The 24,695-nt window shown below is 63.4% G+C and carries 16 protein-coding genes; 1 reads left to right on the top strand and 15 read right to left on the bottom strand.

Annotated features, from left to right (window positions below):
• Nucleotides 1-42: 42 nt before the first annotated feature.
• From P0D80_RS02765 to P0D80_RS02705, 13 genes are all read right to left on the bottom strand, one after another.
• A complete protein-coding gene (locus tag P0D80_RS02765; protein WP_408280963.1) occupies nt 43-1,476 on the bottom strand; it encodes an efflux transporter outer membrane subunit in 1,434 nt (477 codons plus the stop codon).
• A gap of 10 nt (nt 1,477-1,486) precedes the next feature.
• Complete coding sequence (locus tag P0D80_RS02760) at nt 1,487-3,058, bottom strand: DHA2 family efflux MFS transporter permease subunit (RefSeq protein WP_408175059.1); 1,572 nt, start codon at nt 3,056-3,058, stop codon at nt 1,487-1,489.
• Nucleotides 3,059-3,065: 7 nt separating this feature from the next.
• Nucleotides 3,066-4,166, bottom strand: a complete 1,101-nt coding sequence (locus P0D80_RS02755; protein WP_207915700.1) for an HlyD family secretion protein — start codon at nt 4,164-4,166, stop codon at nt 3,066-3,068.
• A gap of 84 nt (nt 4,167-4,250) precedes the next feature.
• Entirely contained in the window at nt 4,251-4,673 is a 423-nt protein-coding gene (locus tag P0D80_RS02750; RefSeq protein WP_408175061.1) for a MarR family winged helix-turn-helix transcriptional regulator, read from the bottom strand.
• An 81-nt stretch (nt 4,674-4,754) separates the two neighbouring features.
• Nucleotides 4,755-5,177, bottom strand: coding sequence for a MarR family winged helix-turn-helix transcriptional regulator (locus tag P0D80_RS02745; protein ID WP_408280961.1), 423 nt, complete (start codon nt 5,175-5,177; stop codon nt 4,755-4,757).
• A gap of 174 nt (nt 5,178-5,351) precedes the next feature.
• Nucleotides 5,352-6,656, bottom strand: a complete 1,305-nt coding sequence (locus tag P0D80_RS02740) for a TolC family outer membrane protein (protein WP_408280958.1) — start codon at nt 6,654-6,656, stop codon at nt 5,352-5,354.
• Nucleotides 6,649-8,757 carry a peptidase domain-containing ABC transporter gene (locus tag P0D80_RS02735; protein ID WP_408175064.1) on the bottom strand — a complete coding sequence of 703 codons (2,109 nt, stop codon included), beginning with the start codon at nt 8,755-8,757 and terminating at the stop codon, nt 6,649-6,651. Before P0D80_RS02735 ends, P0D80_RS02740 begins: the two co-directional genes overlap by 8 nt.
• Nucleotides 8,758-8,768: 11 nt before the next feature.
• Entirely contained in the window at nt 8,769-9,974 is a 1,206-nt protein-coding gene (locus P0D80_RS02730; protein WP_408280955.1) for an HlyD family secretion protein, read from the bottom strand.
• 60 nt (nt 9,975-10,034) lie between these two features.
• Nucleotides 10,035-10,988, bottom strand: coding sequence for a lysophospholipid acyltransferase family protein (locus tag P0D80_RS02725; protein ID WP_408280952.1), 954 nt, complete (start codon nt 10,986-10,988; stop codon nt 10,035-10,037).
• Nucleotides 10,989-11,434: 446 nt separating this feature from the next.
• Complete coding sequence (locus P0D80_RS02720; RefSeq protein ID WP_408280949.1) at nt 11,435-13,537, bottom strand: fimbria/pilus outer membrane usher protein; 2,103 nt, start codon at nt 13,535-13,537, stop codon at nt 11,435-11,437.
• A gap of 370 nt (nt 13,538-13,907) precedes the next feature.
• On the bottom strand, nt 13,908-14,798 hold the full coding sequence (locus P0D80_RS02715) for a transglutaminase family protein (RefSeq protein WP_408233880.1): 891 nt from the start codon (nt 14,796-14,798) through the stop codon (nt 13,908-13,910).
• Complete coding sequence (locus tag P0D80_RS02710; RefSeq protein WP_408280946.1) at nt 14,795-17,449, bottom strand: circularly permuted type 2 ATP-grasp protein; 2,655 nt, start codon at nt 17,447-17,449, stop codon at nt 14,795-14,797. Before P0D80_RS02710 ends, P0D80_RS02715 begins: the two co-directional genes overlap by 4 nt.
• A 29-nt stretch (nt 17,450-17,478) precedes the next feature.
• Complete coding sequence (locus P0D80_RS02705) at nt 17,479-20,952, bottom strand: transglutaminase family protein (protein WP_408280943.1); 3,474 nt, start codon at nt 20,950-20,952, stop codon at nt 17,479-17,481.
• Nucleotides 20,953-21,287: 335 nt separating this feature from the next.
• On the opposite strand from P0D80_RS02705, the gene P0D80_RS02700 reads away from it, so the two are divergent.
• The gene (locus P0D80_RS02700; RefSeq protein ID WP_408280941.1) at nt 21,288-22,562 is read left to right on the top strand and encodes a zinc-binding metallopeptidase family protein; all 1,275 of its coding nucleotides are present in this window, start codon (nt 21,288-21,290) and stop codon (nt 22,560-22,562) included.
• Nucleotides 22,563-22,737: 175 nt separating this feature from the next.
• On the opposite strand, the gene P0D80_RS02695 is transcribed toward P0D80_RS02700, so the two are convergent.
• Both P0D80_RS02695 and P0D80_RS02690 read right to left on the bottom strand, forming a co-directional pair.
• Nucleotides 22,738-24,015: a DUF3443 domain-containing protein gene (locus P0D80_RS02695; protein ID WP_408280938.1), complete on the bottom strand. Its 1,278-nt coding sequence runs from the start codon at nt 24,013-24,015 to the stop codon at nt 22,738-22,740.
• Between the two features lie 11 nt (nt 24,016-24,026).
• Nucleotides 24,027-24,476: a DUF2844 domain-containing protein gene (locus P0D80_RS02690; protein WP_408175372.1), complete on the bottom strand. Its 450-nt coding sequence runs from the start codon at nt 24,474-24,476 to the stop codon at nt 24,027-24,029.
• Between the last annotated feature and the right edge of the window lie 219 nt (nt 24,477-24,695).

Here is a 24,695-nt window from a genome sequence, read left to right as displayed (position 1 = left end):
GTTGGTTCAACACCTCATTGGCCACGCGCGTGCATCGGTCGATCAGTTGTTCGCCGATACCGCCGTGACCGCGTCAGGCACATCCCAGCCGCCGCCGAGCGACCGGTACAACGCGACAGCCGAAAGCGCATGCTCGCGCTTGGCCTGGTTCAACGACTCCGCGTCACGCAGATACGCCTCCTGCGCGGTCAGCACATCGAGAAAATCCGCCGCGCCGCCCTTGTACAGTTCGCTCGACAGACGCAGCGCCTGGTTCGACGCATCGAGCGCGCCGCCAAGACGTTGCACCTGCACGGCGCCGCTCACCAGATCGCTGCGGTTGTCCTCGATTTCCTTCAGCGCTTGCAGCATGGTTTGCTGCAAGCCGAGTTGCGATTCGCGCATGCGGCTTTCGCTCGCGTCGATATTCGCGGTGATGCGGCCCGCGTTGAAGATCGGGCTCGTCGCGTTCAAGGCGGCGCTGAAGAGGTTGTCGGTCAGCGTCGGCAAGCCGAGATAGGACGAGGCCAGCAAGCCGTCGGCGAGATTGAGGCGGAACTGCGGATAGCGCTGCGCTTTCGACACGCCCACTTCCGCCGCGCGTTGTTCGACCGTCGCGTAGGCGGTGCGCACGTCGGGACGCTGCAGAAGCGCTTCCGAGGGCAGCATCTGCGGCACGCTTTGCGCGGGCACCGGAATGTCGCGTGCATTGGCGAGCAGCAAGCTGTCGACGCTCTCCGGCGTGCGGCCCGAGTACACCGCGATCAGACTCAATTGATGCTGCACCGCCGATTGCACGCGCGGGATCTGCGCCTGCAAATCCTCGAGCTGGTTCTGTGCGCGCGCGACGTCGAGTTGCGTCGACAGTCCGTAGTGCAGACGCTGCTGCGTGAGCTTCAGCGCGCGTGCGCGGATCTGCTCGTTGTCGCTCAGAATCTGCAACTGCGATTGCGCCCACCGCAGATCGATATACGCTGCCGCGGTATTCGCCGCGAGCGCGAGGCGCACCTCGTTCAATGCCGACTGGCGTCCCGACACTTGCGCCTGCGCCGCTAATACCGCGAGACGCTCGCCACCAAACACATCCGGCGTCCAGCTCGCCGTCAGGCCAACGCCGGCCTGACGCACATAGCCGAGCGGCGGCGGCGTGTTCTGACGCGAGTTGGACGCGGTCGCGCTCGCATTCAACTCCGGCAGCAGGGCCGCGCGATTCTGCTTCGCCAGATCCTGCGCCTGCCTGACGCGCTCCACCGCCGCCTGCACATCGAGATTGCCGGTCAACACGGATTCGACCAGTTGATGCATGACCGGGTCGCCGAACTGCGCCCACCACGCGTTGGCGCTCACGCTGTCTTGCGGCGCGTCGACATTCCATGCGGCAGGCGCGACGGTCTTCACAGTTTGCGGCAAATCCGCGTGCGTTGCCGGTTGCACCGCGCACGCCGCGAGCGTCAGCAAGGCGGCGCTCGCGAGTACTTTGACAAGGATCGGTTTCATGTTGAATTCCTCAATGAGCATCGGGCGGCGGTGCGGTGTTGCCGAACGGGCGCGAGAACAGCACGCTCAGCAGGCCGACCACGAAACAGAGCGACAGGGCGTAAAACGTGTCGGAGAACGTGAGCACGAGCGCTTCGCGCATCAGCAGCGCGTGCAGTTGGCCGAGCCCGGCGTTGGCCGCGTTCAGCGCGTTGCCGCCCACCGCCGCAAAATGCGCGCTTTGCTGCTGCAAGATCGATTCGACCACCGGACGGCCCACGTTCAGATGTTCATCGAGCCGCTCGTAGTGCAGGTTCAGGCGGTCGTTGAGCATCGTGCTGCTCACCGCAATGCCGATCGCGCCGCCCAGGTTACGCATCAGGTTGAACAGGCCGCTTGCGGAGCGAAGCCTCGACATCGGCAATGAACCGAGCGCCATCGTGACGATGGGCGGAATGCAGAACTGCTGACCGATGCCGCGCAACGCCTGTGGGATCAGCAACTCCTGCCAGCCCCACTGATTGGTCAGCGGCACATACAGATAACAGCCGACGCCGAACAGCACCAGGCCGAACACCAGCAGGATCCGCATGTCGATGAAGCGCGCGACCACCGAATACGCCACCATCGCGACCAACTGAAAACAGCCGACCGACAGCAGCGCCACGCCGATCTGCAACGAATCGAAGCCACGCACACGGGACAGGAACACCGGCGTCAGGAACACCGCGCAGAAAATCCCGATCCCGGTGATGAACGACAGCAGACTGCCAATGCCGAAGTTGCGGATCGCCAACGCGCGCAAATCGACGATCGGCTCTTTCGCGGTGAACGCATGCACGATGAACAGGAATCCGCAGATCGCCGTTATCCACGCGCACGTCAGGATCACGTCGTCGCCGAACCAGTTCTTGCGCGGCCCTTCCTCCAGCACGTATTCGAGGCAACCGAGAAAACCGGACATCAGAAGGATGCCCAGGTAATCGCCTTTCTTCAGCAGCGACAGTTCGACGTTGTCGAAATGCACGTATTTCGGCACCATCAGCGCGACGGCCAGACCCGGCACCAGGTTCAGATAGAACAGCCAGTGCCACGACCATTGCGACGTGATCCAGCCGCCGATCACCGGACCAATGGTCGGCGCGAGCGTGGCGAGCGCGCTGATGGTGGTGGATGCAATCAGCCGTTGCTTGCCGGGAAACAGCACGAAGGCCGTGGTGAACACCGTCGGGATCATCGCGGCGCCGAGCGCGCCCTGCAAACCGCGGAACAGGATCATCGAGTTGATGTCCCACGCGAGACCGCACAACATGCTGGTGATCGTGAAGCCGAGCGCGGAAAACGCGAACACCCAGCGCGTGGAGAACACGCGGGTGAGCCAGCCGGACATCGGAATCACCAGAATCTCAGCGATCAGATACGAGGTTTGCACCCACGAGAGTTCGTCCTGGCTCGCGGACAAACCGCCGCCGATATCCTTGAGCGACGACGCCACGATCTGGATATCGAGCGTCGCCATGAAAAACCCCACGCACATCAGCGTGAACGCCAGGACTTTGGTTCGCGTCGGCAGGTCGGCGGGGTTGGCGAGAACTTGGGTCATGATCGGCTCATCCGCGCGCCGGCGCGTTGCCGGAACTCACATGCACTTTCACCGTGGCCGACAGACCGGGGCGCAGCACGCCTTGCATTTCCTTCGGCACATTCAGCCGCACACGCACCGGCACGCGCTGCACGATCTTCGTGAAGTTGCCCGTGGCGTTCTCGGCAGGCAGCACGCTGAACGTTGCGCCGGTGGCCGGGGCCAGACTTTCCACCACACCGTGAATCGCAGTGCTCGATGCGTCGAGATCGACATCGACGCTGTCGCCGACGCGCATCTTCTTCAACTGGTCTTCCTTGAAGTTGGCGTCGATCCACAATCCACTCGACGGCACCACGGTCAGCAGCGACACGCCGGTGTTCGCCAGCAGGCCGACACGCGCCGTGCGATTGCCGATATAGCCGTCGATCGGCGAGCGAATCGTCGTGTACTCCACATTCAGCGCCGCGACACGCTGGGCGGCTTGCGCCGTCGCGATACGCGCCTCGGCGTCGCCGATTTGCGCGTCGAGCACCGCAATCTGACGTTGCGCCGCGATCAGCGCGGCGCCGCTGCGATCGACCGCCGCACGCGCTTTGGTCAGATCGGCATCCGCGCGTTCGACGACCTGGTTCGATACCGCGTCGTCCTTCACCAGTTCGCGGTAGCGCGTCTGGTCCGCGGCGCTGCGCGTCAATTCGGCGCCGGACGCGCGCACCTCGGCGGCCTGCTCATTGATGGTGGCGAGTTGCAAGGATTTCTTCGCCTGCAGTTCGATCACCGCGGCTTGTGCGCTCTGCACTTCCGCCGTGGCCTGGGCGAGCCGCGCGTCGTAATCGCGCGCATCGAGCCGGATCAACACCTCGTTCGCGTGGACGAACTGGTTGTCGTGCACGAGCACATCCGTAACGAAGCCGTTCACCTTCGGCGCCATCACGGTGACATCGCCGCCCACGTAGGCATCGTCAGTCGTTTCGACGAAGCGGCCGACGAAGAACCAGTACGACGCAGCAAGCGCCAGCACGGCAATGACCGTGATGACCGCGAGCAGCATCCACGGAATGCGCCGTGCCGGTTTGGCGGTCTGCGCCGCGCTCGGCGGGGCGATAGTCGATGGAGTAGTGGACATGGTGTCGATATGTGCGTATGCACTCGTTACGTTAAAAAAACGGCGCGTGGATTGCGCCGGCTGTACGTCGCCGTATCCGCGACTTCAGATTGAATCCCGTGTGATGGCGAACAATTCGCCTCGCAATGCAGCCGCGCGCCGTTCGCCGAAACGATGCTCGAATTCGGCTTGCGCGGCATGCCAATGTTCGCCCCCTGCCTTGAGACGCGCCTCGCCTGCAGGCGTGAGCGTGATCGTCAGCGCCCGCGCGTCGGCACCGAGTGCCTCGCTCGACACGAGGCCGTTACGGCGCAGTGGCTGAATCGTGCGGACCAGGGTGGTGCGTTCCATGCGCATGGCTTCAGCCATTTGCTTCATCGTCATGGGGCCGGTGCGTTTGAGCCGTCCCAGCAGCGAAAACTGCGTAATGGTCAGCCCGACATTCGCCAGGTGCCGGTCGTATATCTGCGAGACATAACGCGCGGCCTGGCGGATGGCAAAGCAGTCGTCGTCGAAGAGCCCTTCCATTGCTGCACTTCCTCGTTTGTGAGTGCGTCTGCACATAAACAGGCGAACCGATGCTCGTCGGAACGAGCGGGTACGCCTCAACTAGCCGGTGATGCTAAAGAGTTCGGCGCGCAGCGTTTTGGCGCGCGCATGGCCGAACTTCATTTCAAACTCGTCCTGTGCGGCGCGCCACGCAATGGCCGCCTGATCGAACGTGGCTTCGCCCTTGTCCGTCAGGCTGAACAGAAGGGTGCGGCCGTCATGCTCCGCCGATTCGGCCACCACCAGCCCGTCGCGCTGCAGGGGTTTCATAGCGCGGACCAGCGTGGTGCGCTCCATCACCATGGCGTCCGCCAGATCCACCATGGGCAGATTCGGCATGCGCGCGAGCTTGGCGAGAATCGTGAACTGCGCAGCCGTCAGGCCCACTTCGCCGAGGTGGCGTTCGTAGATTTGCGTGACGTGCCGGGCCGCCTGGCGCAGCGCGAAGCAGTTGCATTCGTCGTAAGAGATGGGACGGTTCATGAGCTGGAGTCTATATGTGCATACGCACAGAGTCAAGTTTGGCTATTTTGAACACAGTGTTGCTGAATTTGGGCAACGGCCTCATCCATGCTGCTTCCCGCTATATGGGGTTACCCATGCGAAAGTGTTATTTTTAGCACGTCGGCCATATCAACGGGCCAAATCACTGTTCCTTCAGTGCACCAGCACATTGTTGATCTGAACCACGTCGGCAATGCTCAGGGCGGCTGTGTCGCCCTTGAGTTGCATCAACGCGACGATGGCGTCATAACGAGCCGCCAGCAAATCGCGTTGCGCAGAATAGAGTGCGTCGATCGCTCTGAGCACGTCGCTGGCCGTCCGGCTACCCACGCGAAAACCGACCCGACTTGCCGCCAGCACTTCTTGCGAAGACGCCACCAGATGGGCAAGCAAGTCGATTCGCGTGCGGCCGTACTGATAGCGGCTGTAATCGTCGCGGGCCGCGGCTTCGGCGTCCCGCGTGGCGCCCGTGAAGCCCTCTTGCGCCTTGTCTTCCAGCGCCGATGACGCCTCCACCTTTGCCTGTGTCTCACCGCCGGAAAAAATCGGTATCGAGACCGCCAGCATGCCCGTTGTCGTGGTTGTGGGTCGCGAGAAACCGGAGGCCGCGCCGGCGGGCGTATAGCTTCCGGTCAGGTAAACCGAGGGCAAGTGCGCCGACTGCGCCTTGCTCACCTCCGTCCGGGCGATCTCCCAGTCCAGCTGTTTCAGTTGCACGTCGAACGCGTGATTCTTCGCCTGCGCGGCCCATGCATCAATGTCCTCAGGTTGCAGGCGCGGCATGGGCAACGACTCTGGCAATCGCGCGAGCGTCTCGAACGGCACGCCGGTGGCCTGCTCGAACGCGCGGCGCTTCGCAAGCAACGTGTTTTCAGCATCCATCCGCTCGATCGCGACCTTCTCGCGCGCGGTTTGGGCGTCGCGCAAATCGATCAGCGTTGCTTCACCCGCCGCTTTGCCCCGATTGATCAACTGCAGGTGCTGATCGACCGCGGCCGCGTATTCGCTCACGCGCCTCAGTTCATCCTCGGCGACAAGCGCTTCGAAATAGATACGCACGGCGCGCAGAATCGCCGCCTGTTGCGCGGCATTCAGTTCGACAGCGCCGCGCGCTTCGACAAAATCCGCCTGCTTGTAATTGCTCCATTTCGTCCAGTCAAACAACGGCTGCGCGATATTGACGGTCCAGCCCGATTGCCAGTAGGTCGTGGTCGGAAAACCATCTGTCGCGAGGCGATTGTAGGTGCGCCCCCAGCCTGCGGAAATCTGCGGCAGTAATCCCGCACGCGCCAGCGGAACAGCCTGCTGCGCGGCCGCGTAGCCCGCACGTGCCTGCGCGAGGCTGGAGTCGCGGCCGAGCGTCTGCTGCGTGACGGTGAGGAGGTCAGCCGCAAATGCGGGACTCGCCATGGCGCAAAACAGGTGCACCGCAACGCGCGCGACACGGAACTTAAGCATGGATCGGCTCCGGCAGAGGATGTAAGTGCTCGGGCATCAGTGCACCGTCTACAAGGCGATACCGAACGTCGAACGCGGCTGCCAGTGACCGGTCGTGGGTGATCACGACAACCGTGCAGTTCAGCCGGCGCAGCAAGGCAGCCACGTGTTGCACCGAAGCCGGATCCAGATTGGACGTGGGCTCGTCGAGCAGCAGCAGACTTCGGCCCTGATAGAGCGCACGCGCCAACAGCAGGCGTTGCCGCTGGCCAGCGGAGATGTTCGCAATCGTGTCGCTAATCACGGTCCGGGTGCGCATCGGCAGACGCATGACGTCCTGCATCAATCCGACGTCTTCGAGCAGCGCGTGTACGCGGTCTTCGTCGATACTGGCTGCGAATAACGTGATGTTTTCGGCAATCGAGCCGTGCAGAATCAGGTCGCCCTGACGCATGTGGGCCGCATGCCGGCGGATTTCGTCGATAGTCAGATTGGGCCATGCGATGCCGTTGAGCATGATCTGACCTTTCTGAAGCGGCTCGGCAGCCGACAGCAGTTTGAATAACGTCGATTTCCCCGCGCCCGACGGACCCGTAATGGCGATCTTGTCGCCATGCCGGATATCGATACTCACGTCTCGCAGAACCGGCTGGTCGGACACGCCGTAGCGAAACGTGACGTTGCGCACCTCGATACGCTCGAACATACGTATCTCCGTCACACGGTTGCGCTCGGCAAACGGCGTATATCGCTCTTCCTCGCACTCGACGATATCCGCCACGCGCGCGGTCGGCACGCTCAGCATGAAATACGCGAACGCGCCATTGACGGCATGGGCAAAGCGCTCGGACATCAACGACTTGTAGATCAGAAACGAATAGAACACGCCCACGGAAACGCTGCCGGCCAGCATCAGCCGCGCGGCGAACCAGGTGATCGCAATCGTGTCCGCGTACTGGACCAGTTTGAGGATCGCGTCGCGCGCGCTGTTCAACCTGTTACTCGCCAGCAGCGCGCCCACATATTCCTTGTACTTGATCATGTAGAGCGCCGTACGGCGCGTCTCGCCCTGCGCGAGCTTAATCAGGCTCGCAGCCCGGATCGTTTCGATCAATGCGTCGTCGCAGCGCGCCGACGTTTCCAGCACAAGCGCGTGGTTGTCCCGCATGCGCGCGAACATGCCCAGCGCGACGGCAAGATAGAGGATGAACATGGCCACGGCGACGGCCGTCAGCATGCGGCTCTGCACCAGCATCAGACCCAGCGCCAGAGATCCCACCGCGATGTCGATGCACATCGACGTGACGGTTCGGGTCGCATAGACGCTGATCTCGTCCTGCGCCTTGACGCGTGCGAAGACATCGCCGACATGACGCTTTTCGAACCACGACATCGGGTTGCGCAGGAGATGGCCGAGCAATCCCTCGGTCATGTTGACCTGCGTAAGCTGATGCAGCAGTTCGACAAGGCGCGACTCCACATACTGGCTCAGCGCCCCGACCGCGAAAATGCCGGCAAATGTCAGCACTAACACGCTCAGCAAATTCAGGTTGTCCGCGGAGACCACGTAGTCGAGCACGAGGTTGCCGAGATAAGGCATGGCGAGAATCGCAAACTGGCTTCCCAGTGCGACGAACATGACTTTCGCCAGTTGCCTGCGCAGTGCGGGATTCAATGCCCGCACGCGTTCAAGCGCACCGGGCACCGGCGATTTCGCGCGAATACGCGGCATGGAAGGCGTTGCCGAACATTCCAGCAGATAACCGGACACGCTCGCCATAAATGTATCCATCGAGACCCGCCGCCGCCCGCTGGCCGGATCGAGGACTTGAACGTAGCCATGCCCGCACTTCTCGAACACCACGAAATGCGCGCCGCCGAAGTGAAGAATCGAGCCTCGCTTGACCGAATGAAGATCCGCCATGTCGAACCGGTAGGCCTGTACGGCCAGGCCGAAGTCGGTCGCCACGTCGTAGAGATCCATCAAAGTCAGGCCATTTGCCGAGATTGGCCTGAACGCGGACAACTCGCGCACTTCAGTCGCGCGGCCGAGATGTGAAAGCACCATTGCCAGGCAGGCATAGCCGCATTCCGCGACTTCGTTCTGATAGATCGTTCGCACCGGGTCTCCTGTTAGCCTCTGATCATGCGGAAAAGCGGCGCCAGCACCCATTCGGCGATCGTCCTGCGCTCGACGACGATGCTCGCCGTTGCCCGCATCCCCGGCAAGATGTCGAAATGTTGCTTGCCGTAGTCGAACGTCTTGCCCCGCAGCGTTGCCCACGCCAGATAGTCGCCGTCTCCACCGCCTTGAGCGGCCAGCGAGGCGGGAACGCCAGGAGGCGCTGCGGAGGCCTGCATCGTCGTGTCGGAAATAGCGTCGATGCGGGCTTCGTAGCTGCCGAATTTCGCGTACGGAAACGCATCGAATTTAAGCCGTACGGTCTGACCTTTTTCGACGAACCCACGACGCCGCGACGGAATGCGCAGCGCCGCCCGCAACGCACCCTTCTCGTCCGTCGCGATGACGAGCGCGACGTCGGATGCCTCCAGCGTGTGACCCGGCACGAGTTTCGAAAACGTGACGACTCCCGCCCGCGGTGCCGAGATCGTTGCGTCGAGGCGCGACTGCTCGAAGCGCATCTGGATTTCCTGAATGCTTTGTTCGTGCCTGGCGTCGTTCTCTTTCAGTTGCGCATCGAGGTCGATCAGCGTGCCGCTTAACGTCGATATCTCGCCGCGCAACTGTTCGCGGCGCGCCCTGCCTTGAGCAATGGAGACCTTGACCTGATGCTCGTCCGCGCTGGCCTGCTCGATACGATCGGCTGTCACGTAGTCCGACACCGACTTGAGACGCACGAGCTTCTGCTGCGATTCGTCCGCAAGCTGGCGGTTCTGGGCGATCTGTTCATCCAGCGCGCTGAGTTCCGCTCTCCGGCTCGCGCCGGTCAGCGATGAAGCATCGCGCTGCGCGGTGAGTTGCGCCTTGCGCTGCGTGTACTGCTCGTCTGCGACACGAATCTGCTCGTCGCGCATTTGCGAGTCGAACACATTGCGCTGGCGGCCGTCGCTCGATAACGATAGATCGCGCTGCAGTGTGAACAAGGGCGCACCCGGCGCCACACGTTCCGACGGGTGCACGTACACCGACGTCACGAGTCCGCTCAAACCCCGCACCTTCACTTCGGATGCCGACACGATTTCGCACTGCACGTCCTGCTTGAGCTCGACTTCATGCAGAAAGCCGAAGCCAATCGCCACCACCACGATTGCCGACGCGGCATAAGCGATCCAGCGCCAGGAAATGTCCTTGAACTGCGGAATACTGGTTGGTTCCATTACTGTCCTGCCGCCTCTCTTCTGAGACGAGATGTGTCTTTCCAACGCTGCTCGTGTGGGTTATCTGGCCGGCGCAAATGCGTACATTGAAGGATGTCCGGCGGCCAGTGAGCGCGCATAGTTCTCTCTCAGCGCTTTCTCGATGCAGTCGGCGACACGTTGAGGCGCGTCGCTTCGCGCGAGCTCGAGCGGCTCGAGAAAGACCGCACTGAAACGCCCACGCTCGAAGCGCAGATAGAACGGCAGCAGCAGCGCGTCGAGCGGCGCGCCCATACGGAATACGCCGTTATGAATACGCGCTGATCGGCCGAAAATGGACACGCCGACCGTCTCCATCGGATAGCCGCTCAACGCGAACGGCGGCGCATCGGAAAACAGCACGACGACACCGTTGCGTCTGAGCGAGCGCGCCGCGCGCAATCCCAATCCGCCGCGGTTCGTTTCGCTATAGGTGTGAAGGATGTCGATGTGCGGAGTCATCGCCTCATCGCTTCCGTAGATGTCTTGCGGCACGCCCGATACGACACCGATGGACGCGAGACCGAGTTGCTTGCGCAGTTCGTCGATCAGATAAATATTGGCGTATTGCGAAAGGTAGTGAAACGGCGAAACGATGACCGCCCGCTCCGGCGTCGCTGTTTTCACTTTCCTGATGATCTGCGCGAGGACGCCAGCCGCGCGTTGCAAATCCGGCCAGGTTTCGGCGCGATTGCGCTGGCGGCCAAAATGAAGCCGCTGATCGATCAGTTTCTCGAGCACCCTGCCCGACAGGACGCGATGGTCGTCAATCTGTTCGAGCTTCAACACGTCGCGCCCGACATCCCGCCGCTCAATACCGCTCCAGCGTAGCCGAGCGTTGAAACGACTCCCCACGTACCACGCGAAAATTGCAAGCGGTTCGATCGCACGCAGAGGTATGCGCGCGAGACAGGCGCCTTGCACCCAGGCGCGGCCGCGCCTCGCACCGCGCCTGACGGCAACGGGCAACGCGCGCAACGCTTTTAACAACCCCATGCTGGCTCCTTCGTCACGGTGACATAGCCGTTCCGCGGGAACGCCATCATTCGTCATCTGAACGCGAAGGCCGATCGCGAACGATCGGGCTTCGCGAGACTGCGGGCGGGTAATCAGCCCGCCCTTACACCCTTAACGCTGCTTAGTTACGCCCCCCGTGGCAATTCGGTGCCGGTGCCGGAGCCGGCTTCGCCGGTGCACAGTAGCCCTTGCAGCAGCCACCGGCGATTTTCGATTGAGCCAGCGCGTTACGATCGATCTTTTGCATTTTCTTGCCTTTTTTGTGAAATAAAGTTAGTACAGCTATAACTACAGACTACGACCTACAAAACATGGCTTTGCCTCCAGTGAGACTCGGCCAATTCTCGAATCTTTATCCATCTGGGCCACGCAGATTTTCAGACAGCCCCGAGTCAGGACATCTCGCGTGAGCGCCCCCGGCTATTTCAGTGATGCCCGTTCCCGCGCTCGACGTCCGACCACAAAACAACCGAATTACGTGCATACACTTTCATCGGCATGATGTTCGTGAACAGCATCAGACGCTCGGCGCCTTCCGTCTGGTCCGCGGTGGCGACATTCGCAGCGACGTTGTCGCCAACCGTCTCCTGCTTGATGACCCACTCATTCCATCGCGACGCAGTCTCCGGATCCGTCGGCTCGGCGCTGCCGTTGGCCAATTCGCGCCGGACGCCGATTTCAATCCGGTCCGCACCGCCCGGCTCCAGATGCGGCACCGGCACATAACCGGGACTGCTCGCGTTCGGGCCAATAGAGTCTGGCGCGCTGATATTTACGCCGTTTTTCGGCAAAACAATGTCCGCTGTGACTCCAGGTTCGTTGCCCAGCGCAATGCCTCGCCGGTGAACAAACACTGAGCCCCGCATATTCGCCGACGCCTGCGAGTAACCGGAACCGCCGCTCGCACTCCCACCGAAAGTCGCGTAGGCACTTTGGTACTGCGCACTGCCACCACCTGTAGTCGACCGTTCCGAATGCGTTCCGTATATGCCGTAGCGCAGTTCATCTGCGGTGCCGTCGGAGCCCGCGAGCATGGCCTGCTCGGACCAGCCGGCACGACTGTCATGCATCAGGCCCATCGACAGCGACGAGGCACGCTCCACCTTGCCGAGCGGCACCGAGACGCTTGCGAACACCTGATTGCTCATTGGCCCTGCCAGCCCGTTGCGCTGACGGGAAACCGATACGGTGTAGTTCAGATTCGTTTCGGCCACACGTAACGCGCCGGTGTATCCGATCTGAAACTGCGTATCGGAGCCCGAATGGTTCCAATCATTCGAGGTCGAGCCGACCACATAAAGCGAACCGTCACCGGCGCCGACGCGCTGGTTCAGGGTGATCTGCAACTGGTTGCGCCGGCGTCGGATGCCGTCTGCGCCAGAACCCGCTTGCATTGCGTCCCGCCCCAGCATCGCGTCGCGCAGCGTGAGGAAGCCACCGGATGAGTAGCCGTACGCCGCGACGGACACGTTCGTATCCGTCTGCTCGATGAACTCGCTATAGCCGATGCGCAGACTTGTGCCGCGCATATTCCGTGCATGCGATACATCGGCCTGAGCCTCCGAGACATCGGCCGACAGTGCGCCGATCGGCGTACGGAGCGCCGCGCCGATCAGGCCGGACAGATAGCCGTCGGCGACGATCGCCCCGCCATAGCCCGTCATCACGCTGTTGATACCATGCTGAACCGCGCCTTGCAGCAAAGCGCCGTGATGCCTGATCTGCGCGTCACGGGTCACGCCACCGACGATGCTGAAGCGCGTCGAGCCTGGCCGCACAAGCGGTACGACAGATGTATACGGCACGGTGAAACTGTGCCGACTTCCATCCGCCTCCGCCACGGTAACGAGCAGATTGCCGCCGTACCCTGTTGGTGCAACGTCATCAATCTCAAACGGCCCTGGCGCAACTGTCGCTTCGTATAAACGGTTGCCGTTCTGCGTAACGGTGACCAGCGCATTCGACATCGCCACGCCGCGCACCACAGGTGCGTAACCGGGCAGCGACTCAGACACCGCGCTATCGACACTCTCCATCTTTACGCCACGCACGCCGATGCTGTCGAACACAGCGCCGTCCGTGAACTGGTCCCCCAGCACGAGCTGGCTCTTCAACGAGGGGATGTCATGCTGCAGGTAAGCCGCGACATTCTGGTAGGACGTGCCCCGGCCCGTATTGGACTGCAACACACCCCGCTCGCGCACTCGCCAGTTGCCGATATTGACGCCGGCAGTAAAGCCAAGATAACTCTGTGTGTCCGCTGCTCCTTCGCTGGACGTATGGAACGTATTGAACGCGTAGCCGAGCGCCGCCGACGGACTCTCAGCGTACGGATTCACGACAGGTTCGCTTGTGGGCGCAGGCACTTCAGGCACTATTGCCGAAGCATCGACGCGATCGTCGTTGCGCTGGCCGCTGAACACGCTACTAACGCCGGCAAGCGCCTGCGCGTGCCCGGACGCCGGCACGCAAGCGCCGAGCGCGCCGAACATCAGCGCATGGGTATGCCTGAACGCACGCCTATTCAATCCCCGCGCGAATTCGGACTGTCTTTTCCCCGCCATTTCAACCGTCAGTGTTCGTTATGCGTGTAGCGATGTGCACGTGGCTCTGCGTGGCCGCGTTTCGAACGAAAGTATCGGCGCTGGCGCTCGCGCCAGCTAGACGATTTCACTGAGAGAAGGCCGGAACTTTCCCAATAGGGCCGCAGGTTTTACGCGCGGTACAAGCATTGAGCCGCGTTGCTGCATGCCGAGTGCAAACGTGCACCAGCGGGAGATTTGCGAATGCGGGAGAGGAGCGTAGCCGTGAGCGTGGCAGCCGCGACACATGGGTCGCGGTCTGAAGCTTATCCAAGCCGGGGATAACTATGTGAAATAGAGAGGGAAGGCGCGGCCCCTACAGCGCAAGCACCGTCACCCCCACTTCCACCCGATGCGCGCCACCGCCGAGAATCATCCCGCGCAGCAAGGACACATCGCTGTAATCGCGGCCGATGGCGAGCGTCACGTGATCCATATCGGCGAGCACGTCATTGGTCGGATCGAGATCGATCCAGCCGCTGCCGGGGCAATACACCGACACCCACGCGTGCGACGCATCCGCACCGATCAGTCTCGGCTGTCCCGGCGGCGGATCGTTGCGCAGATAGCCGCTCACGTAACGCGCCGGCAAACCCAGCGAGCGCAAGCAGCCGATCATCACCTGCGCGAAGTCCTGACACACGCCGCTCTTCAATTCGAAGGCGCGTTCGGCGGGCGTATCGAACATCGTCGCGGAAGGCTTGTAGGCGAAGTCTTCGTGAATGCGGTGCATCAGATCGATCGCGCCCGCGGCGACCGGCATGCCGGGAGGAAAACTCGGCAATGCATAGTCGCGCAGCGACGGACGCGGCACGATATTCGGCGACGCGAAACAGAACTCCACCTCGGGCCGGAACTGGCCGCCGACGCGAAAGCGCAGCGCATCGGCCACGTCGTCCCATTCGGGCGTCGCTTCCGGATCGAGATCGGTCCAACGCGGCATGAGCGCCACGGTCGTTTCGCTGACGAGTTGCAAGCGCTCATGCGGCGCATCCAGCGCGAAATACAGCACGTCGTTGCCGAATGCGTCGATCCGGCTATTCAGATAGGACGGTTCGGGTTCGATCTTTTCGCTGTGCGAGACCACCCGTTGCCACGAACAGGCAATCGGCCGGATTGTCGCGAGATGCTGCGCGGTCTCCACATACGTGGAGTAGCGATAGGTCGTGCGATGCGAGACGGACAGCACGGTCGGCGTGTGCTTCATGACCACACCTGCGAGGCGACCGTACTGGCATGACTGAAATAGCGCGCACTGATTTCATGCGCGGCCGCGCCGACGAAGCCGCCGATCTGATCGCATACCGCAATCAGATTGGCGTACGTGCCGTTTTCGTCCACCTCGCACAGCGATTCGAGCGTCGGCAACAGATCGGTGGGCGCCATCAATTCAGCGAACGGACGATGCCGCGTGCTGCCCGCCGCCACGGCGATCTCGTCGAGCTTTTTGCGCAGGCGCTCGTACACGCCGTAGATGCCGCGCGGATTGGTCGGCTCGATGACCAGCAGGTCGAGCAAGGCCGGCACTTCGAAGCGGCCGGGATAGAGTGAGCGATACGTCAGTGTGCTGTCGAACAATTGCAGCAGCAGATCGAAACCGGCGGGCGTAGAAAGCTGGCCTTTGTCGGCGACCACGCGCAGGAACGAGGTCATCGCCGATACGCGTTCGATGTGGCGGCCCACGAACAGCAGACGCCACGCTTCGTCGCGTGTCATGCGGTCGCCCTGTGCGCCGCTGATCGCCGACAACTGCACCGACAGGTGTTCGAGCGCGTTCATCAGCGTGACGCGGTCGTACCGCTCGTAGCGTTCGCCGCGGCCGTTCGCGCCACCGTTGCCATTGCTTTGCGACGAAGACGAAGATGAACCACCGCCGTATCCCGGCGCAGGCATCAACATCTGCAACGCGTCGCGGAAGTCGTTGCGCGCCGCGAGAATCGTGCGCCAGTGATCGTTCGACAGACGCCCGCGCACTTCCCCATTCGAGCGCGCCTGCGAGGTCAGGTTCTGGCCGATACTCGCGGCGCCGGTGCTCTCGCTCAGATTGGCGACCAGCGCACGCTCGAAAGCTGGCGGCGAATGCGGCGCGAACATGTCGCCGGATTGCACGAGCCCGCAGTGCATGGCGAGTTCGACCAGAGTCGGAAACATCGCGTCGGCATCATTGCCTTCCAGCGAGCCGAGGATAAGGCGCAACAGCCGCACGTTGTTTTCAGCGCGTTCGCCATAACGGCCTGCCCAGAACAGGTTTTCCGCCGCGCGGCTCGACACGGTGCGATGCTTGCGCGCGAGGTCGGCGGGCTGCATCGGCGAAGGCAACAGCGTGAAGGTCGAGGTCGGCTGACTCGACAGCACCCACGTATCGACGCTGCTGCCGCCGTACTGCATCGACACGGTGGCCTGGCGTTCGGCGGCCATGCGGGTGAAGCCGCCCGGCATCACATGCCAGCCGCCGTTGACGTCCGCAATCGCATAGACGCGCAGCACCGACGGACGGCGGCCGATGGTGCCTTCCTCGTAACGCGGCGTGCAGGAAAAGCGCTGCGCCTGCTGGATCGTGTAGGTGTCGGGCATGGCCTCGATCCGCTCGCGCCACGTCGATAAGCGCTGCCGGCCTTGCTCCACGCCGGGCGGCGCATCGCGCCCGGTGACCGGCCACGTCGGCACGACGAACGCTTCGTCGAGACGCGCGAACGCATGGTCGCGCGCCGCTTCTTCGCCGCACCACCACGTCGCCACGCTCGGCAACACGAGGTCTTCATCGAGCAGCACTTCGGCAATGCCGGGCAGAAAACCATGCAACGCCGGCGATTCGACGAAGCCCGAGCCCGGCACGTTCGAGACGATCACGTTGCCCGCGCGCATCACCTGCAACAAGCCGGGCACGCCGATGCTCGAATCGGCGCGCAGTTCGACCGGGTCGCAGAACGCATCGTCCAGACGCCGCAGCACCACATGCACGCGTTCGAGACCGGCGAGGGTCTTCAGATAGAGCTTGTCGTCGCGCACGGTCAGGTCCTTGCCCTCGACCAGCGTCACGCCGAGATAGCGCGCCAGAAACACGTGCTCGAAGTAGGTTTCGCTGAACGGCCCCGGCGTGAGCAAGGCAATATGCGGCGAATGCTCGGCGTCTTCGCTGTCGTGCCGCATCGTGGCCTGCGCCGCCTGCACGAGTGTCGCGATCAGTTGCGAGTAGGTCGGCGCGAGCCGGCTCACATGCATGGCGCGAAACGGATCGGCGAACAGCGTCGACACGATCAGGCGGTTTTCCAGTGCGTAACCGAGCCCGGACGGCGCCTCGGTGCGATGCGCCATCACGGTCCAGTCGCCGTTGGGTGTGCGCGCCAGGTCGACCGCGACCACTTGCAGAAACTGGCCGCCCGGCGGCGCGTAGCCCTTCACCGAGCGCAGATAGCCGGGGTGGCCGAAGACCAGCGCGGGCGGCAATTGTCCGCGCTCCAGCAAGGTCTGCGGCCCGTAAATGTCCGCGACGATCGCATTGAGCAGATGCGCGCGCTGCGTCACGCCATGCTCGATATGCGCCCACTCGTCCTCGCTGATCAGGAACGGCAGCAGGTCGAGCGCCCACGGCCTCGGCTCGCCGTTATCCGCGTAGACGTTGTAGCTGATGTCGTTGTCGCGGATCTGCTGCGCGACCGAGGCGAGGTGATCGTCGAGCCGCGCAATGCCGTCTTCGCCGAGCCGCTCGAAGAATTGCCGCCACGGTTCGCGCAACGCGCCCGAGGTGTCGCGTAACTCGTCCCAATGTCCCTCGTGGGCCGGCAGCAGGCGCAACAGGGACGAAGCGTCCGCGCGCGCCGCGGACGTTTCGAAGGGAAAAGTCGATTGAAAGGCCAAGGTCGTGTCGTTTTAAGAGTGTGCTGGTTTCACCAGTAGCGCAGATCCAGTGTGAACGGAAACTCCAGACTGCGATGCGGCGCATCGACCGTGAGCGGCCCCGGCGTATGTCCAGACGCGAAGAAGCGCGCGCGCCGCCGGCTTTCCGCCTCATAGGCGTTGACCGGGAAGGTCTGGTAATTGCGCCCGCCCGGATGAGCGACATGATACTGGCATCCGCCCACCGAGCGGCCAGCCCATGTGTCGACCAGATCGAAAGTCAGCGGCGCATCCACGCCGATGGTCGGATGCAACGCCGATGGCTGCGCCCACGCGCGAAAGCGCACGCCGGCCACATATTCGCTGACGCGGCCGGTCGGCTGCAAGGGTACCGGCACGCCGTTGACGGTCAGGACATGGCGGTTGTCGTTCAGACCGAGCGCGCGCACTTCGAGCCGCTCCACCGACGAATCCACATACCGCACCGTGCCGCCCGGCGATCCCTCCTCGCCCATCACGTGCCACGGTTCGAGCGCGTTGCGGATGGTCAGCGAGACGCCATTGACCGTCGTCTCGCCGACCAGCGGGAAGCGGAATTCGAAGTGCGGCGCGAACCAGCTGCCGTCGAAGGCGAAGCCCGCGCGGTTCAGTTCGCCGAGCACATCGTCGAAATCCATCTTCACGAAGGTGCCGAGCAGGAAGCGGTCGTGCAGTTCGGTGCCCCAGCGCGTGAGCCGCTGTGTGTACGGCGTGTGCCAGAAACGCGCAACCAGCGCACGCAGCAGCAGTTGCTGCACGAGACTCATGCGCGCGTGCGGCGGCATTTCGAAGCCGCGCAATTCGAGCAGGCCGAGACGGCCGGTCGGACCATCGGGCGAATAGAGTTTGTCGATGCAGAACTCGGCGCGGTGCGTGTTGCCCGTCACGTCGATCAGGATATTGCGCAGCGAGCGGTCGATCATCCACGCCGGCAGGCTCGCGCTGTCCCGGCCGCCGAGCATGTCGATCTGCCGTTGCAATTCGCGGAACGCCACTTCGAGCTCATAGACCTGATCGTTGCGCGCTTCGTCGATGCGCGGCGCCTGGCTGGTCGGCCCGATGAACAGCCCGGAAAACAGATACGACAGCGACGGGTGGTTGTGCCAGTACGCGATCAGGCTCGCCAGCAGATCGGGACGGCGCAGGAACGGACTGTCGGCGGGCGTCGCGCCGCCGAGCACGAAGTGATTGCCGCCGCCGGTGCCGGTGTGCCGGCCGTCGGTCATGAACTTTTCGCTGCTCAGATAGCTCTCAGCCGCCGACTGATACAGATACTCCGTGTGATCGACCAGTTGATCCCAGTTCGCCGCGGGATGAATGTTCACCTCGATCACGCCGGGGTCCGGCGTGACCTGCAGCACTTTCAGACGCGCGTCGCGTGGCGGCGGATAGCCTTCGAGCACCACCTGCATGCGCAACTCGGCGGCCGTCGCTTCGACGGCGGCGAGCAGATCGAGATAGTCGTCGAGTTCGGTGAGCGGCGGCATGAACACATGCAGCAGCGTGCGGCCGCTGCCGAACGCGTCCGTTTCGGCCTTCGGACCGGCCGCGCGTTTCGGGTCGCGCGCTTCGACGCAAATCGCCGTGCGGATCGTTTCCTTCGACGACTGGCCGCGCGCCGGCGCCGCCTGGTCGCCGGGCTGACGCGCATAGGCCAGCACGCCGCCGCCTGGCATGCCGCTCAGCAACTCCGCCGCCGAGGACGACAGTGCCGCCGCTCGCCGCGCGTCGGCGGGACTCATGGTGCGCTGCTCGCCGTCGTATTGCATGCGTAACTGCGCGGCTGAACGCAACGGCACGGGCGGCGCAAACGGATCGTGCGCGTGCTGGTACGGATAGTCGGTCTTCGACACCCACGGCAGCGAATCGAGCGGCAAGCGATAACCCATCGGCGAATCGCCCGGAATCAGGAACATGCGCTCGTCGCGGAAAAACCAGCGGCCGCTGACCCATTGCGGCGCCTCGCCGGGCACCTCGCGTTCGCGCGCGAGCGGCAGCACAAAGCCAGTCGCGCCGCCCAGCCCCGCGTCGAACACGCGGCGCAGGCGCACGCGCTCCAGTTCGTCGTCCAGCCGTGCGTCGAAGGGATCGACGTTGACCGGCAGACGGCGCTCGCGCCACAGGTAGTACCAGACGTCCTCGAAACCGGGCTGGATGCAGTCCGTGTCGAGTGAAAGCTTGGTCGCGAGATGCGCGAGGAAGCGTTGCGCGTCCGCGGCGGTGTAGGTGCCGGGCTCGCGTTCGTCCGCGAACAGCGCCGGGTCGTGCCAGCAAGGCTCGCCGTCGGCGCGCCAGTACAGCGACATCGCCCAACGCGGCAATTGCTCGCCCGGATACCACTTGCCCTGGCCGATATGCAGGAAGCCGTTCGCGCCGTAACGCGAGCGCAGCTTGTCCATCAGCGCGACCGCGTAGCCGCGTTTGGTCGGGCCGAGCGCGTCGGTGTTCCATTCGGCGGCGTCGCGATCGCGCACCGAGACGAAGGTCGGCTCGCCGCCCATTGTCAGACGCACGTCCATGTCGGCGAGCTGCCCGTCGACCTGCGCGCCCATTTTCAGGACGTCGGCCCATACCGCTTCGCTGAACGGCTTGGTGACGCGCGGCGTCTCCAAGACCCGTTCGATCGACATGGTGTGGTCGAACTCGACCTCGGACTCGTCGACGGCGCCGGAGATCGGCGCCGCGCTGCCCGGCTCGGGCGTGCAGGCGACGGGGATATGCCCTTCGCCCGCCAGCAGCCCGGAGGTCGGATCGAGGCCGATCCAGCCGGCGCCCGGCAGGTAGACCTCGCACCACGCGTGCAGGTCGGTGAAGTCGACTTCGGTGCCGCTCGGGCCGTCGATGGATTTGACGTCGGGCGCGAGTTGCAGCAGGTAGCCGGACACGAAGCGCGCCGCCAGTCCCAATTGCCGCAAGATCTCCACCAGCAGCCAGCCTGAATCGCGGCACGAGCCGGCGGCGCTCACGAGCGTTTCCTCGGGCGTCTGCACGCCCGGCTCCATGCGGATCAGGTAGCGGATCTCGCGTTGCAGCCGCTGATTCAGAGCGACGAGGAAGTCGGCGGTGCCGGCCGGCGTGCGGTCGATACTCGCGACGAACTCGGCGAAGCGCGGCGTCATCGGCCGCTTGACGCGGTACGGCGCGAGTTCCAGCGCGAGGCCGGGCGAATAGTCGAAGGGAAACTGCTCGGCCGAGGGCTCGAGAAAGAAGTCGAACGGGTTGTAGACGGCCATCTCGGCGACCAGATCGACGGTCACCTTGAATTCGCGCGTCTTCTCGGGGAAGACGAGGCGGGCCTGATAGTTGGCGAACGCGTCCTGCTGCCAGTTGATGAAGTGCTCGGCCGGCTCGACCCGCATCGAATACGAAAGAATCGGGGTCCGGCAATGCGGCGCAGGCCTGAGACGCACGACCTGGGGCGACAGTGAAACCAGCCTGTCGTAACGGTAATGTGTGACATGATGCAACGCGACGCGTATGGACACACCGGACTCCTGGACGAAGGATGGCAGCCCGCCAAAAAGCAAGCTTCATGCCGTTTACTGAACGCTTGTTGAACAAGTGCGAAAAACTGCGTGAACTGCCTGTACTGCCCGGATCACCGCCTCTCGTGAAGTATGCCGCGCCTCGCCGACCGTCCGGTCGATCGAACCAAGCGCCCTTCCACCGCCGTTTTCAAGGCCGCGCACCAAAGCGGCGCAGCGCTCATGCACGATCATGCACGTAATGTGCGTTAAACCAGTGACGTCTGGCAAATGCGGCATGAAGATTGCGGCAGGTGTTCGCTTATGACTGCCCTCCTACCTCCCAAACTCGACCGATGAAAACCTTCCACTGCAATCACTGCTCGCACCTCGTGTTCTACGAAAACGTTCGTTGCGAACGTTGCGAGTCATTGCTCGGCTATGTGCCTGAACTGGCGGAAATCAGCGCGTTCGAAGATGCCGGCGAAGGCCGCTGGCGCAGCCTGCATCCGGGCGCCGAAGGCGCGCTGTTCCGTCAATGCCATAACTATGCCGTCGAAAACGTCTGCAACTGGATGATTCCCGCCGACTCGCCGGACGTGCTGTGCCGCGCCTGCCAGTTGACCCTCACGATCCCGAATCTGAGCGCGCCGGACAACCGGCTCTACTGGTACCGGCTGGAGATGGCCAAACGCCGTCTGCTGTACACGCTGGCCGAACTCGGCCTCGACGTGAAGTCGCGCCAGGCCGATCCCGAGCACGGCCTCGCCTTCGAATTCCTCGAGGACGGCGGCGACGGTTCGCGCGTCATGACTGGCCATGATAACGGGCTCATCACGCTGAACATCGCCGAGGCCGACGACGCGTATCGCGAGAAAGTCCGTACCGCGATGGGCGAGCCCTACCGCACCTTGCTCGGCCATTTCCGCCACGAGACCGGGCACTACTACTTCAGCCAACTGGTGGAGAACAACCCGCGCTGGCTCGAGCCGTTCCGCAAACTGTTCGGCGACGAGAGCGTCGATTATGGCGAGGCGCTGAAGGCTTACTATCGCGACGGCGCGCCGGCCGAGTGGCAGGCGTCGTATATCAGCGCATATGCCACGATGCATCCCTGGGAAGATTGGGCCGAGACGTGGGCGCATTACATGCTGATCGTCGACGTGCTGGATACGTCGACCTCGTACGGTGTGGCGCTCCTGCCCGACGACCCGAGCGAGCCGACGCTGACCGACCGCACGCCGGTGGAAGACGCGAGCTTCGAGAATCTGATGAAACGCTGGTTTCCGCTCACCTATGCGCTGAACAGCCTGAATCGCAGTCTCGGCATGCCGGACGGGTATCCGTTCACGCTGGCGGCGCCGGTGGTGGAGAAGCTGCGCTTCGTGCATCGCGTGATCGAAGGGGCTGGCGACAAGTCGCAGCCGAGAGAAGCGGCGACGCCGCCGGGTCAGGGTGCCGCGCAAGCCGGCGCGCAGCCGGCGGCGCCGATCGAGGCTTCACCCGCGCCGCTGCAATCGGTGGACGTGACACCTGTGCCGCAGCAGCCCGTGGCGTCCGAGCCGCCGTTGCAGCCCGCGCCTGTCGCCGCTCAGGCAGCCCCGGCGAAGCGGGCTACGAGGCGGCGCTAGCCGGGTGCGCTCGAAACCATCGAGACGTGCAAGGCGATCGCTCATACCGCGCGCGTGCCGGTCAAATTCCATTTCATGACATGCTGGAGCGAAAGCATCGATCTCGCGTACGTCAGAAAGTCGATTTACGCGACGCTGCCGGAATCGAATGTGGACGTCTATGGCTTCAACCGATTCAATACGCGACGTAAGGCCCCGTGCCGCCGGGCGTCGGCTGCTGCTCGACTGCGGCGTACACATTGCGGCCATAAAAAAACGGCAGCCCCCAATCGAAGATCGCGGACGTGACGAAAGCCGGTCCCGCCAGCAGCGGCAACGCCGAATTACCGCTATACATCTGCGCAATCGTCGCGGCATTGCCGACGCTGAAATTCACCGTGCTCGTGGCGCCGTTCACGCCCTGGATCAGCGCGCTCAGTTGCTCGGTCGACACCGGGCAGTAGTACGCACTGTTCGGGCTCGCGCAGACCGGCAACGCGCTGGTCTGGAAGAACAGGCCCGTCGAGCCGCTGTCCAGGATACTGCGCGAATACGTGGTGCCATTCTGCACGGTCGTGAAGGTGCCATTCGACGGATTCACGCCGATCACCAGCGCGCCGCCCAGCGAATTGTTGGTCTGCGTGCCGATGCCGAACACCAGTTGCCCGGTGACCGACTGCGCGGCGCCCGATACCGTCGGCAGGCTCAGCATCGAACCGTTGTTGTCGGCGGCGAAGTACGGAATCGGATTAGCCACCTGCAGTTCTTCGACGAGGGGAATCGACGTGCATGTCGTGCCGCTGCAGCCATAGTACGTGCCTGCCAGTGCCTGCTGCACGCAGTTCGCGCCGCAATCGTGCTTGAACACGCCGATGCCGAGAATGCCGTTGGCCTGCAACGTGTCCGGCGTATTGCGCGATGCGCCGAAGTTCGCGCAATCGGCGGGTAGCGTTGCGTAGTTCGGGTCGATGACCTGGATCGGCAGCGAGGCGGCTTTTTCATCGGCAATCTGCAGATCGGCGAGCTTGACCGGGCCCCACGTGTAGCCGTCGAAGAACTGCATGCATTCGGCAACCAGATGGCCCGACGCGTCTTTCTGTTGCGGCAGCGTCATCGAAGCGGGCAACTGGGATGCGAATAGGCGCAGGCCCCACGACCCGGTATCGACCAGCACGTGGTCAATGGTTTGACATTGCGTCGTGCCCGGCGTGCAGATCGTGAGGCTGACGAACGGCATGTTCGGCACATCGCTCACGCCGGAATCGACCGTCACGCTCACCGCGTTCGCGGCCAGCGTCTGCGACGACGGCGAGGTGCTGGCCACGGAGGGACCGGACGAAGTGCCGGTCGAACCATTGGTGCCGGCCGCGCTGCCCGAGCCGCTGGAGCTGCCGCCCCCGCCGCCGCACGCACTGACGAGCAACGCGAGCAGCGCCGCGCACAGCAAAGTCTTGAACGAAGACCTATGTCGCATGATCCGCTCCATTATTGAATAACGCCGACATCAACGCCCGCGGGCACCGCTTGTGGCAAATAGGCATAGCCGGAGAAAGCGCGCAGATGCCCACCGGAGTACACGACCAGGTCGCTGCTGGAAACCGCGAGCGGCGTGCCGCGGCGCTTCGCGGTGGCGGCGACGTACACGTCGAATGAAGACCCCAGTATGGATTTCAAGTCCGGCAGCGTCGGCCCTTCCCACGCGACGCCGAACACGATGCCGTTGCGCGCGACGTACTCGCGCACCAGCGTGCCGGACGGCAGCGTCATCAGGTGTACCGAATACGCGCTTTGCGTAGTGGACGTGTGAGCCACCGCGCGCAAGCGGGACTGATCGCCGTCGACGGTGCTGACGTTCTGGCCGAGCGTCGCGTGCGCGGCGAACGACAGCGCACAGCTTGCTCCGAGCATCGCGCGGGCAATGCTGGAATAGAGCATCGGTTTCAAGTGACTTCCTTCGAGGTGAAACGCTCGTGACCAGGCGCCGAGCCGATCACGGACGGGAAACAAGGGGCGCACGCTTCGCCGGTGCTGCCGTGTTGTATTCACACGGGTTGAGCAGCGTGAATGCGTCTACGGAGTGGCGGCGTGAAACTTTAACCATCGCGGCGAGACGCTGCAATCGTTTGCAAAAGGATTTAAACCTTTCCGTCGCGC

Origin of the sequence: Paraburkholderia sp. RL17-373-BIF-A (genome assembly GCF_046030175.1) — a bacterium.
Taxonomy (GTDB): Bacteria; Pseudomonadota; Gammaproteobacteria; order Burkholderiales; family Burkholderiaceae; genus Paraburkholderia.
Note: the sequence above shows the minus strand (reverse complement) of the source record. Positions and strands in the feature narration are given on the sequence as shown.